At 69.2% G+C, this 12,537-nt stretch carries 11 protein-coding genes; 5 read left to right on the top strand and 6 right to left on the bottom strand.

Annotated features, from left to right (window positions below):
* Window positions 1–4: 4 nt before the first annotated feature.
* Window positions 5–1,123, bottom strand: coding sequence for an LCP family protein (locus tag ESP70_RS05760; RefSeq protein ID WP_149688323.1), 1,119 nt, complete (start codon window positions 1,121–1,123; stop codon window positions 5–7).
* Between the two features lie 157 nt (window positions 1,124–1,280).
* Between ESP70_RS05760 and ESP70_RS05755 the strand changes: the two genes are divergently transcribed.
* Both ESP70_RS05755 and ESP70_RS05750 read left to right on the top strand, forming a co-directional pair.
* Window positions 1,281–2,714: an LCP family protein gene (locus tag ESP70_RS05755; protein WP_149688322.1), complete on the top strand. Its 1,434-nt coding sequence runs from the start codon at window positions 1,281–1,283 to the stop codon at window positions 2,712–2,714.
* Between the two features lie 110 nt (window positions 2,715–2,824).
* Window positions 2,825–4,228, top strand: a complete 1,404-nt coding sequence (locus ESP70_RS05750) for an LCP family protein (RefSeq protein ID WP_149688321.1) — start codon at window positions 2,825–2,827, stop codon at window positions 4,226–4,228.
* 102 nt (window positions 4,229–4,330) lie between these two features.
* On the opposite strand, the gene ESP70_RS05745 is transcribed toward ESP70_RS05750, so the two are convergent.
* From ESP70_RS05745 to ESP70_RS05730, 4 genes are all read right to left on the bottom strand, one after another.
* Entirely contained in the window at window positions 4,331–5,119 is a 789-nt protein-coding gene (locus tag ESP70_RS05745) for an ABC transporter ATP-binding protein (protein ID WP_149688320.1), read from the bottom strand.
* Entirely contained in the window at window positions 5,109–5,984 is an 876-nt protein-coding gene (locus ESP70_RS05740) for an ABC transporter permease (protein WP_149688319.1), read from the bottom strand. The genes ESP70_RS05745 and ESP70_RS05740 overlap by 11 nt, the downstream gene beginning before the upstream one ends.
* Window positions 5,985–6,066: 82 nt before the next feature.
* Complete coding sequence (locus ESP70_RS05735) at window positions 6,067–6,732, bottom strand: TIGR03089 family protein (RefSeq protein WP_223148613.1); 666 nt, start codon at window positions 6,730–6,732, stop codon at window positions 6,067–6,069.
* Window positions 6,729–7,496 (bottom strand): 2-phospho-L-lactate transferase CofD family protein, encoded by a 768-nt coding sequence (locus ESP70_RS05730; protein ID WP_149688318.1) that lies wholly within the window; start codon window positions 7,494–7,496, stop codon window positions 6,729–6,731. Before ESP70_RS05730 ends, ESP70_RS05735 begins: the two co-directional genes overlap by 4 nt.
* 117 nt (window positions 7,497–7,613) lie before the next feature.
* Between ESP70_RS05730 and ESP70_RS05725 the strand changes: the two genes are divergently transcribed.
* From ESP70_RS05725 to ESP70_RS05715, 3 genes are read left to right on the top strand one after another with little or no spacing between them, the layout of a single operon-like run.
* Window positions 7,614–7,868, top strand: coding sequence for a WhiB family transcriptional regulator (locus tag ESP70_RS05725; protein ID WP_056212467.1), 255 nt, complete (start codon window positions 7,614–7,616; stop codon window positions 7,866–7,868).
* 37 nt (window positions 7,869–7,905) lie between these two features.
* The gene (locus tag ESP70_RS05720; protein WP_149688317.1) at window positions 7,906–10,704 is read left to right on the top strand and encodes a glycosyltransferase; all 2,799 of its coding nucleotides are present in this window, start codon (window positions 7,906–7,908) and stop codon (window positions 10,702–10,704) included.
* The gene (locus ESP70_RS05715) at window positions 10,701–12,065 is read left to right on the top strand and encodes a DUF5719 family protein (protein WP_149688316.1); all 1,365 of its coding nucleotides are present in this window, start codon (window positions 10,701–10,703) and stop codon (window positions 12,063–12,065) included. The genes ESP70_RS05720 and ESP70_RS05715 overlap by 4 nt, the downstream gene beginning before the upstream one ends.
* Here ESP70_RS05715 and ESP70_RS05710 read toward each other — a convergent pair.
* Window positions 12,062–12,508 (bottom strand): metallopeptidase family protein, encoded by a 447-nt coding sequence (locus tag ESP70_RS05710; RefSeq protein ID WP_149688315.1) that lies wholly within the window; start codon window positions 12,506–12,508, stop codon window positions 12,062–12,064. The genes ESP70_RS05715 and ESP70_RS05710 overlap by 4 nt on opposite strands.
* Window positions 12,509–12,537: the final 29 nt, after the last annotated feature.

The following is a 12,537-nucleotide window of genomic DNA, read 5'->3' as shown; positions in this document are numbered from 1 at the left end:
CGCACTAGGACTTGGGCAGGCCGTCCTTGGTGCACAGGCTGCCGATCTGGTCGGTGCGATCCCGCTTGATGTAGTCGAACATCTTGGGCGCCCGCTCGGGATCCCAGGTGACCGCGAAGTCCTTCAGCGGCACGGTGCAGTTGAGCCCGCCGCCGCCCATCGAGGCCGACAGGGCGAGTGCGAACTTGAAGAGCGCCAGGGGACTGACGTCGTCGCCGATGCGCAGGGAGCCCGAGGCGCCCTTGGCGACGCTGACATAACGGAACGGGTTGAGCACGGTCCACGGCGACTTGGCCTTGTCAGCGATCGAGCCGAGCACCTCGCGCTGACTCTGCACCCGCTGGATGTCCTGCGTCGCGTACGAGTGCCGGTTGCGCGAGTAGGCGAGGGCGACCCGGCCGTTGGCGGTCTGGCAGCCCTTCTGGACGTCGAGGCCGGAGTCCTTGTCCTTGATGCGTTCCTTGGGGCAGATCGTGATCCCGCCGAGGGAGTCGACGACCTTGACGAGGCCGCCGAAGCCGACCTCGATGTAGTCGTCGACGCGGATCCCGGTGTTCTTCTCGATCGTGCGCACGAGCAGCTTGGGACCGCCGTAGGCGTACGCGGCATTGATCTTGGTGCGGCCGTAGCCCGGGATGTCGACGAGCGAGTCGCGGGGGAGCGACATCAGGATGCTCGGCCCGCTGCCGGTGTGGAGCAACATGATCGTGTCGGTGCGGCCGCGACCACCGGTGTCGCCACCGGTCGCGAGCTCCTTCTGCTCCGCCTTGGTCAGCCCTCGGCGGCTGTCGGAGCCGACCAGCAGGTAGGTCGTGCCGGGCTGCTCGGCGGGACGGCCGGAAGCGGGGGAGGCGTCGACCTTCTCGATCTGGCCCCAGGCCCACCACGGCACGGCGACCAGGAACACGACCCATGCGAGCACGATGATGCCGAAGATCCGGCGTCCGTTGTGGTGCTTCTTGGGCTTCCGCGGCCCGCTGGGTGGCTCGTCGCCGACGCGGCGTCCGGGCGGCGGCAGGTTGGGTGGGGGAAGGTCGGAGGCGGCCTCGCGGGGCACCGGGCGGGTCGGCTTGTCCTCGCCGTACAACCACCCGTACTCGCCGTCGGGGCGCTGATCTGACATGAGCACGACCGTACCTGACCTCGGCTCATGCGCCCGGCAGCCGCTCGAGCGCCGCCACCGAAATTCCCGGCCGTCTCCGGCGCGCCCTCAACCTCCACTCGAGAGTTTGTGTGGATACTGAGAATCGCCTCAGCCTCTTCCCCAACGTGAGGACACCATGTCTGACGTTCGCTCGAGCGTGATGGGTGGCTCGTACGCCCGCCCGGCCGACACCTCTGCTCGCATCCAGTTCCGCCGCGCCCTGACGCTCACGGCGATGACCCTCGTCATGCCCGGCTCCGCCCAGCTCGTGATGGGCAACAAGCGGATCGGCCGCATCGCCGTACGCGTGTGGCTCGGCTTCCTCGCCGTCGGGGCGGTGATCCTGTTCCTGGCGATGAACTCCCGCAAGCAGCTGTTCTCCCTGGCGATCGAGTCGCCACTGCTGCCGGTCGGCCGCTGGATCCTGATTGCCGGCGCGATCGCCTGGGTCGCCTTGATCGTCGACGCGTGGCGCCTGGGGCGTCCCCTCGAGCTGCGCCGCAAGCACCGGCTCTGGATGACCGGCATCAACGGCGTCCTCTGCTTCGTGACCGCGGGCGCCCTGTTCTTCGCGGCCCACCTCGTCGCGGTGCAGACGTCGTTCGTCAACAGTGTCTTCGTCGCGGACACCGTCTCCAAGCCGAAGGACGGACGCTACAACGTGCTGCTCCTCGGCGGCGACTCCGGTCCCGAGCGCAGCGGCCTGCGCCCTGACTCCTTGACCGTTGCGAGCATCGACAAGAACACCGGACGCACGGTCCTGATCGGCCTGCCCCGCAACCTGCAGAACGTGCCGTTCCCCAAGGGGTCGGTCATGGCCAAGGCGTTCCCGCACGGCTTCAACGGCGAGGGTCAGTACCTCAACGCGATCAACACCTGGGCCAACGACCACGCGTCGCTGTTCAAGGAGAAGAACCCCGGGCTCAAGGCCACGATGGGCGCCGTCGAGGAGATCACGGGGCTGAAGCTCAACTACTACGCGATGGTCAACATGCACGGGTTCTCCAAGCTCGTCAACGCCGTCGGCGGCGTACGCGTCAACGTCCAGCAGCGCACCGCGATCGGCGGGATCGGCTCACCGATTCGCGGCTGGATCGAGGCCGGCGAGCAGAAGCTGACCGGCGACCAGGCGCTCTGGTACTCCCGCAGTCGCGTGCAGAACGACGACTTCTCGCGCATGGGCCGGCAGAAGTGCGTCATGAACGCGATGCTGCACCAGCTCAGCCCGCAGAAGGTGCTGTTCAACGTCGAGAAGATCGCCAGCTCCAGCAAGGCGCTGCTCACGACCAACATCCCGAAGTCCGACCTCGACGTGTTCGTCGACCTGGCGCTCAAGGCCAAGACCCAGAAGGTCTCGACCGTCTCGCTGGTGCCGCCGGTGATCTACACCGGCAACCCCGACTTCGCGAAGGTGCGCCGCCTGATCGACCGGGCGATCGACAAGGCCGAGGGCCGCTCGACGGTGCCGAGCGGCATCACCAAGGCGAAGCTCTCGATCCCCAAGGTCAGCGACGGCACCAAGGATCCGCGCGAGGCCAACCAGAGCTCGGACCTCGGCGCAGCCTGCTGACCGAGCCTCGAGACCACCTGAGTTGTCGCTGAGATCACCGACGCGATGTCACGGAAGGACGGGGTGTCAGTGATAATGGATGCTTCGTCGGCCACACCGTAAGGGATCTCATGTCGCATCGCGCGAGTCTCTTGGGCCGCGGCTACCAGGACAATCACCTGGACTCGCCGCGCGTCCGCTTCCGCCGCGCCCTGTTGCTGTGCTTCATGACGGTCCTCGTCCCCGGCTCCGGACACATCGCGGTCGGCAAGCGCGCGGTCGGCTGGTTCGCCGTGACGATGTGGCTCGGCGCTCTCGGCGGCGGTGGCTACCTGCTCTGGAAGTACCGCACCGATCGCGCGACGGTGCTCAGCTGGTTCACCGACACCGACGTCCTGCTGCTGGCCCGAGCGGGCATCGTCGCCGTCGCGGTGCTGTGGGTCATCCTGTTCATCGATGCCTGGCGTCTCGCCTCGCCGTTCCGGCTCAACTTCATGCGGGCCGCTCTCATCACGGTCCTCAACCTCGCGATCATCGGCGGCGTCGCGGGCTCCACGGCGTACGCCTCACAGCTCATCAAGGTCTCGCGCGACACCGTCAAGGTCGTGTTCAAGGCGACCAAGACGTCCGAACCGCTCAAGGGCCGCTACAACATCCTGCTGCTGGGCTCGGACGCCCGCGCCGACCGCACCGGCATCCGGCCCGACTCGATGACCGTCGCCAGCATCGACGCCAACACCGGCAAGGTCGTGCTCGTCTCGCTGCCCCGCAACCTGCAGAACGTGCCGTTCTCCAAGGGCTCGCCGATGCTCAAGGTCTATCCCAACGGCTACAACTGCGGACCGACGTGCCTGCTCAACGCCGTGCACACCGCCGCCCAGAACCGCACGGACCTCTATCCGCACGCCAAGGACCCGGGGCTCGACGCGACGATCGACGCGATCCAGGGCGTCACGAACCTCAAGATCAACTACTACGTCATGATCAACCTCAACGGCTTCAAGGGCCTGGTCAACGCCGTCGGCGGCGTCACGATCGACGTCAAGTCCCGCATCGCGATGTTCGGCCACGACGACGCCTGGAAGAACACCTACATCGAGCCCGGCAAGCAGAAGCTCGACGGCCAGCAGGCCCTCTGGTACGCCCGCAGTCGCGTGCAGTCCGACGACTACACCCGCATGGGCCGGCAGAAGTGCCTGATGGCCGCGATGGTCAGCCAGCTCAGCCCCCAGACGGTGCTGCTCAACGCCACCAAGATCGCCAAGTCCGGCAAGCAGCTGCTCAGCACCAACATCCCGGCCAAGGAGCTCGGTCAGTTCGCGGACCTCGCGCTCAAGGCACGCGGACAGAAGATTCGCACGGTGTCGGTCGTCCCGCCGGCCTTCAGCACCGTGACGCCTGACTTCCCGGCGATCCAGGCCGCGATCCAGAAGGCGATCGACAAGTCGGAGTCGACCGTCGCGCCGACCAAGAAGCCCAAGGACGACTCGGGCAACGCGGCCAACCAGACCGACGACCTCCAAGCCGTCTGCTAGGGCGTACCTCGCCGCACCAGCGGTTCGTTCCTCACCGCTGCCGGGCTTCGCCCGGGCGCCTGCCTTCGCTCGCCCGGCCCATGGCTGGGAGAGGCGTGCGCGCTACTTGTCCTGTGCCTCGTTGTAGGCGTCGATGACCTCTTCGGGGTCGCCGTCCATCACGAGCGTGCCCTGGTCGAGCCAGATGACCCGGCTGCAGGTGTCGAGGATCGACTGCATCGAGTGGCTGACGAGGAACACCGTGCCGGCGTTGTCGCGGATCTCGCGGATGCGCGCCTCGCTGCGGGCCCGGAACTTGCGGTCGCCGACCGCGAGCGCCTCGTCGACGATCAGGATGTCGTGGGTCTGGACGCTGGCGAGGGCGAACTTGAGGCGCGCCGTCATGCCCGAGGAGTAGGCCCGCATCGGCAGGTCGATGAACTTCTCGAGGCCCGAAAACGCGACGATGTCGTCGAAGCTGGCCTCGATCTCGTCCATCGAGAAGCCCATGGCCAGACCGCCGAGGATGATGTTGCGCTCGCCGGACAGGTCCTTCATCAGCGCCGCGCCGACGCCGAGCAGGCTGGGTCGCGACGAGGCATAGATCGCGCCGCGGCTGGCCGGCGTGAGCCCGACGATCGCCCGCATGAGCGTCGACTTGCCCGAACCGTTGGTGCCGATGACGCCGATGCTGTCCTGCTCGTACGCCGTGAACGACACGCCCTTGAGCGCGTGGACCGTGCGCATCTGCTTGCCGCGGCCGCGCAGCACCTTGGAGCGGCGGTCGGCGGCGGTGGGGCGCTTGCCGGTGGCGAACACCTTGTACTCGACGTGCACGTCGTCGACGATCACGACGGGCTTGCGGTCCTTGGGCGGCTGGGGAGCCTGGACCGGGGTCTGGTCAGTCGACACGGCCGTACCTCTCCTCAGCGCGCCAGAAGAACCAGACGCCGAACACGAACAGGCCGATCGACCAGGTGCCGGCGAACAGCCAGTAGCGCTCGTCGATCGTGTAGGAGTCGCCGGCGAGGAGCGCCGAGCGCGCCAGGCTGAGGAACTCGTGAATCGGCTGGAAGTCGCTGATCTTGATGATCGTCGGGTGACCCTTGTGCCCGTCACGAGCGCCGAAGCGCTCCTCGACGCTGAAGAAGATCCCCGTCGTGTAGAAGAAGAACCGGGTCAGGAACGGCAGGAAGTTGTTGAGGTCGCGCCAGTGCGCGGCGAGCCGGGCGGTGACAAGTGCGAGCCCGCAGCTGAACACGAAGTAGAGCGCGAAGATCGGGATGATCAGCAGCCAGTGCAGCTGCGGCCGGTTGCCGCTGGCGAGCAGGAACACCAGCATGATGCCCACGGTCGGCAGGAACTGCAGGAAGCGCTGCGTCACGGCCGCCAGCGGCAGCACCATGCGCGGGAACGCCAGGCTCTGCACCAACGAGGCGTTGTTGGTGATCGACTTGCCGCCCGCGGTCCACGACTGCGCGAAGAACTCGAACACGAAGACGCCGATGAGCAGGAACTCGACGAAGTGCGGGGGCCGGGTGTTGCTGGGGAGCAGCAGGCCGAAGATCAGGCCGTAGACCAAGGCGTTGAGCAGAGGCTTGAGGATGACCCACAGCATGCCGAGCGAGTTCTGCTGGTTCTCCGACTCGATCTTGAACCGGGCCATCGAGTAGATGAAGGTCCGTCGCCTCCAGACATCCGCGACGTAGTCGCGCAGTGGTGGGCGACCGCCGACCTTGTGGAGGCCCAGGCGCGCCGCGTCCTCGGCGGTTGTCATCCGTGTGATGTCCCTACTGTTCAGGCATTCGGAGGTGCCTGACGACCTGCCGTCGAGGCATCGTCGAGTGTAATGGATCGACCTACTGGTCCTCGGCGCCCTCCTGCGCGGCCACGCGTGAGATCTGTTCGGGTGTGGCGGACGCCACGATCACGAGGGAGCCGCCACCGAGGCAGGCGGCTGTGATGAGCTCGGCGTCTCGCCGGATGCTGCCCGGCACGACCAGCCGCCGAGCGGCATCCGGGACGACCGAGGCGAGCAGCTCGGCGTGCGTGCTCGTCGTCCCGTCGAGGTCGAGCGCGGCCGTGGACGGCTCGGGGAGATCGAGAGCCATGAAGTGGTCGCCGTGGCCCGGCACCTCTGCGCCGAGGTCGAGGAAGCCCTCGGGGGGCTGCGGGAAGCGGCCGCCGAGGGGGCGCAGCGAGGCGGCGACCCGATGGGGTTCGTCGGCTACGAGATCGGGGCCGCTCAGCCCGATGTCGGCAGCGTGGTCGACGACCGATGCGCCGACGTTCCAGGCCGAGAGGATCCAGACCGTCGTGAGCCAGTGGCTCGGCAGGCCGATGCGGATGCGGGTGCCGGGACCGGCGTCCAGGTCGTCGACGAGGAAGTTGCTGGTCTTGGCGACCCAGTTGGCCGTCGTTGTCGTGCTGAGCTCGACGCGTTCGCCGGTCGCCATGTCGTAGTAGGTCACGAGGGGCTGCGACGGATCTGCCGAGGTTCGAAGCAGCTGGTCGAGGGTGTTCACGCCGCCACCACCTTGCGGACCGCCGCGAGCACGGCACCCGCGTCTGCCGGCACGGGCTCCGGCCGGCCTGGATCGGCCTCGCGCAGACCGGCAACACGCACGAGCTCGGCCGGCGCGGTGTCGTCGTGGTCGACGACCAGGACGGGCAGCTCGTCACTGACCAGGTCGCGGAAGCCCGGCGTACGCAGCACCGGATCGAGCGCCAGCGTCCGGCTCGACGGGCCGAGCACGAGCACGTCGCAGTCGAGCAGTGCCGACGAGACGGCGGAGGAGACCGAGATCTGGTCGGCGATGAGGAGCAGCTGGGACGGTTCGTGGGCGGACGGATCGGCGAGGTATTCGTCGACCGGGATCGCACGGGGCTCGTCCGAGCCGACCACGACCCTGAACTCGGCGCGCTCCTCGCACGTGGGCAGCAGGCGGTAGGGCAGCGCGGCACGGATGCCGGCGGCGATCGTCGCATCCGTGAGGGACGTCCCGGTCATGACGAGCTCGGTGCGGACGAGCCGCGCCGCCACGGCCTGGTCGCTGGCTCGTTGCCACGGTGGCGTGTAGCCGACTGCCTCGAGCGCATCGGCGACGGCGTACGTCGTGAGTGGGGGAGTCAGGAGTCCGTCGAGGTCGGGGCTCGCCTGCAGCCCTGCGGAGACGTGCCCGCGAACCGTAGGGGCGACGACCGTGAGCTCGTCGTCAGGTCCGAGGAGCTCTCCGAGCTCGTGGGCGAAGGGGGCGCCGTCGGCGCCGACGACCAGCAGGATGCGCATGCCGGCCATTCTGTCTTGCCTGTTCAGGCGTCCGGCACGGGGGCGACACGCCGGGGATTTCGTGAATCTTGCCATTCGGCTTGACTTGTGACAGGTGACAGGACTGTAATTCCATGTATGTCATTCGATCTGGGTCTGCCGCAAGAGCTCGATGAGGAACTCATGTGGCAAGAGCGCGCGCTGTGCGCTCAGACGGACCCCGAGGCATTCTTCCCTGAGAAGGGCGGATCCACACGTGAGGCCAAGCGAGTGTGCCTGACGTGCGACGTCCGTGGAGAGTGCCTCGAGTACGCCCTGGCACATGATGAGCGGTTCGGCATCTGGGGCGGTCTGTCCGAGCGTGAACGTCGCAAGCTGAAGAAGCGGGCTTAGAAGAGCACGCTTTCCTCGTCCACTAGAGTCGCTCTACGTGGACGAGACCAGCACGACGCGCCATTGGCTCGATGATCCGCCCACCGTGGGTGCCATTCTCGTGTCCCACAACGGCGCCACCTGGCTCCCCAAGGTCCTCGCCTCGTTCGCGCACATGTTCTACGCACCCACGACGTGGCGCGTCGTCGACGTCAGCTCGACCGACGGCAGCGCTGATCTGCTCCGCGACTCGTTCGGGGCCGAGCGCATCACGTACGCCGCGTCCGGCACGGGCTTCGGCGAGGCCGTACGTCTGGGGCTGGAGTCCATGCCCCATACGGACTGGATCTGGCTCCTGCACGATGACTCGTCGGTGCTGCCGGGGACGCTCTCGGGCCTGCTCGACACCGCGACGTCGGCACCCGACATCGCGGCCGTCGGCCCCAAGATCCGCGAGTGGCCCTCCCTGCGCCGCCTGCTCGAGGTCGGCCTGACGATCACGGCGACGGGGTCACGCGAGACCGGCCTCGAGACCGGCGAGCCCGATGCGGGACAGCACGACCGGCCCCGCGACGTCCTGGCGGTCAACACCGCGGGCATGCTGATCCGCCGCGACGTGTGGGACGAGCTCAACGGCCTCGACCCCAACCTGCGCCTGTACTTCGACGACATCGACTTCGGCTGGCGCGTCGCCCGTGCTGGCTACCGCACGATGACGGCACCGGCCGCCGTGCTGTTCCACGCCGAGTCGAGCCGTCGAGGCACCCGCACGCGCACCGCCGGGGACCTGCCGCACTGGGAGGAGCGCCGCGCGGCGATCTACACGTTGCTGGCCAACTCCCCGATGCCGCGATTCCTGTGGCAGTACGTCCGGCTGTTCTTCGGATCGCTGCTGCGGGTCGTCGGCCTGCTGATCGGCAAGGATCCCGAGGCAGCGAGCGACGAGCTGCTGGCGCTGCGCTCGGCCTACACGCACCCGTTCAAGCTCATCAAGGCGCGGCGTCGCCGGCGCGCCACTGCCAAGCGTTCACACCGGGCGATCCGGCATCTGCTCGCCCCGTTCTGGCTGCCCTACCAGCACGGCTTCGACATGGTGCGGGACACCGCCACCGCGCTCATCAAGCCCGAGGCCGTCGAGTCGGTCGGTCGGCGTTCCACGACGCTCGACCAGGCGCCTGACGAGACCGAAGACCTCGATGACGGACCGTCGCTCCTGCAGCGCCGGCCGTGGCTCGCCACGGTCCTGGTGCTCATCGTGCTCTCGGTGATCGCGGGTCGCGGGCTGTTCGGGGGCGGCCTGCACGGCGGAGCCCTGCTGCCGGCACCCGGCTCGGCCGGAGGCTGGTGGGACCTGCTCCTCGGTGCCCGCCACGACGTCGGCCTGCCGAGCGAGACGTTGGCCCCGGTCTTCGCCCTTCCGCTCGCCGTGCTCGCGACGCCGGTGTGGTTCCACCCCGGGCTCGTCATCACGGTCGCCATGGTGTTCGCCGTCCCGCTCGCCGCCCTGACGGCGCATCGCTTCGGCCGGCAGATCAGCTCGCACCGGGTGCCCCGCATGGTCTGGGCGGTCTCGTACGCCTTGTGCGTCGTCGCGACCGGCGCCGTCAGCCAGGGCCGGCTCGGCACGGTCGTCGCGCTCGTGGTGCTGCCGATCATCGCCAACACGGCGTGGCAGCTCGCCGAGAAGCCGGGTTGGCAGCTCGCGCTGCGGCTCGGCATCTGGATCGCCTTCGCGTCAGCGTTCGCCCCGATCGTCCTGCCCATGAGTCTCGGTGGCCTGCTGATCCTCTGGTACGCCGAAGGGCGCTGGGTCCGTGGCCAGCTCGTGGTCGCGGCCGTCGTGCCGCTCGTGCTGCTCGGGCCGTGGCTCGCCCAGCGCGCCCTGCGTCCCTGGCGCACGTGGTGGGAGGCCGGCTCTCCGCTGCCCGGTTCGGCCACCGTCCGTGAGGTCGTCCTCGGCCGAGCGGGAGGACCCGGCGCGGCACCGGAATGGCTGACGGTCGGCGTGCTCGTGCTGGCGTTGGTGGCTCTGGTGCCCCGGCGTACGCGCACCGGTGTGCTGCTCTCGTGGCTCGTCGCCCTGCTCGGCCAGGGTGCGGCGCTGGCCGGGACACTCGTGACGTACTCGACCCATGCCGGACCCGCGGACATCACGCCGTGGGTCGGCATCCCGACCGTCGTGTGGATCGGCGGCCTGCTGACCGCGGTCCTGCTGGCGGTGCCCGCGGCACTGTCCTGGCCACGTCCTGCGCTCACGGCTGCCGTGGTCGTCGCGCTGGTGCTCCCGGTCGGCACGCTGGGCTGGTGGGTCGTCCGCGGTGACGCCGATCCGCTCGACGACGGCCGCGACAACGTCGTGCCGGTCTTCCTCGCCGAACGTCCCGGCGACACCCTGATCCTGACGGGCAGCATCCGCGGCGGAGTCGACTATCGCGTCGTCGCCGGTGACGGGCCGTTCCTCGGGCAGGAGGCCGTGACGGCGTCGTCCGCGGAGGCGAGCCGGCTCACTGCCATCGTGCGGCGCGTCCTCGCGCAGGCGACGACCGCTGACATCGACTCGCTCGGGGAGCTGGGCATCGACTCGATCTACGCGCCGAGCGCCGACCCGGAGGTCAGCCGCAGGATCGACGCCGCGCCCCGGCTCTCGCCGGCCGGCAGCGACCAGCCCGGTTCACGGGTCTGGACCCTCGCGCCACAGCCCACGAACGACGCCGCCGACGTGCCGTGGTGGCACCGCGGGATCGGCGTGCTGCAGGCTCTGGCCTGGTTCGTGGCGATCGTCCTGACCGCGCCCGTACGCCGTCGCGCCGCCCCCGAGCCGCTCGACGACCAGGAAGACGCGGAGGTGACGGCATGAGCCAGCGCCAGCGAGCGAACATGAAGGATCTGCGCATTCTGGTGCTGCCGTTTGCCGCTGTGGCCCTCGTCCTGCTCGCCCTCGTCGCCCCGTCGAGCTCGGAGTCGGGGCGTCCCCCGTCGCGCGTGATCGTCGGCGAGGCGTCGTACGCCTGCCCGGCCGGCTCGGTCATCACGGTGGCGTCCGGCCAGGTGCGCGCGGGCACGGGCGCGAAGGCCAACATCTTCCCGGGCCGCGCGCGTGACGCCGAGCTCGAGAAGCCGTCCTCATGGCGTACGTCCGTGGTCGACGGCTCCGGCGTGATGGTCCAGCAGGCCGGCCGGGCATCGGGCCCTGTGGGATTCTTTGCCGGCACCGCGCCCAAGAAGGGTGGCGGCGGACTCGTGGTCGGCTCGTGCCCGGGTGTCGTCGACGACGCCTGGCTGCTGGGCCTCGGCTCGGGTGGCAAGCACTTCTCGACGCTGATCCTGACGAACCTCGCCGACACCCCGGCCGCCGTCGACCTGTCGCTGTGGGGCCCCAAGGGCAAGATCGACGCCGTGGGGTCCGAAGGCATCGTGGTCGGCCCGTCGTCGGTGCGCCGCATCCGGCTCGACGAGCTGGCAGCGGGGGAGTCCGAGCTGGCGATGCACGTGCACCGTCGGCGCGGCTCGCTCTCAGCGGTCGTCAACGACAGCGCGACGACCGTCTTCAGCGGCACCGAGCCGGTGTCCGCGACGCTGTCGCCGCGACGCAAACAGGTCATCGGTGGACTCGTCCAGGGTGCTCAGGGCCGGACGCTGATGGTGCTCAACCCCGGCGCCGACACCGCGCGGGTCTCGGTCAAGGTCATCGGCGCGAAGAACACGTTCGCGCCGTCCGGCTTGGACCAGATCAAGGTGCGGGCAGGTGCCACGCGTTCGATCACGGTGCCCAAGTCCGCGGGCTCCGGCGCCCAGGCGCTTCAGCTCACGTCGGACCAGCCGGTCTCCGCGACGGTCCGCATGGCGCCGAGTGCCAAGGACTACGCGTACGCCGAGGCGGTCCCGGCGCTGACGGGTCCGTCCGTCGTGCCCGTCGAGGTAGGTCCCAAGATCGGTGCGCCGCGCCTGCTGCTGACCGCACCGGGTGCCGCGGCGACAGTCGACGTGCAGGCCTACGACTCGTCGATGCGGCGTCTGGCCGCGACGACCGTCAAGATCAAGGCCGGCACCACGACCTGGACCAGGCTCGAGACACCGGAGGCGGCCTACTTCGTGGTGACGCCGCACGGCAAGGTCGTCGCGGCTGCGACGTACGTCAAGGGCGACGGCATCAGCTCGCTGGCCCTGACCCCGGCACCCGTCACGGTGCTGAGCCCGCAGGTCCGTCCAGTCAGCTAGCGCGGTCGCGGGTCGAGGTCGTCGGGCGACATGTGCCAGACCTCGGCGAGCCGGTCGAGGACGACCGTCCAGACGAGGTCCTCGAGATCCTCGTTGCCCGAGCACCGCTGGGCGATCGGGATGCGGAACAGCACGACGCGCGCACCCGCGGGTCCGGGCGCGACGATGCTCAACGGCACGTCGTCGGTCCATTCCGGTGGCAGCATCGGAGCTTCCTCGACGACGACGTCGACGTGGTCCGGCTCGACCGCGAAGTGGGGCTCGAGGGCGGCCAGCACGTCACCGACCAGCAGGTCGAACGACGCCCTGGCAGGACGGTGCACCGGCACGCTGCGTGGCGAGAGCGGCCCCGGCAGGGCCATCGGTCCGCGCGGCCCACGGCCACGTCGATCGCGCATCCGGCCGGGTCGGGGGCCGCTGACGGCGCCGCCGAAGTGATCCATGCGGTGAGCCTAACGCGCGCGCTTCGGAG

This window comes from Aeromicrobium ginsengisoli (assembly GCF_004134905.2).
GTDB classification, from domain to species: Bacteria; Actinomycetota; Actinomycetes; order Propionibacteriales; family Nocardioidaceae; genus Aeromicrobium; species Aeromicrobium ginsengisoli.
This window is presented reverse-complemented; position numbering and strand designations above follow the sequence as displayed.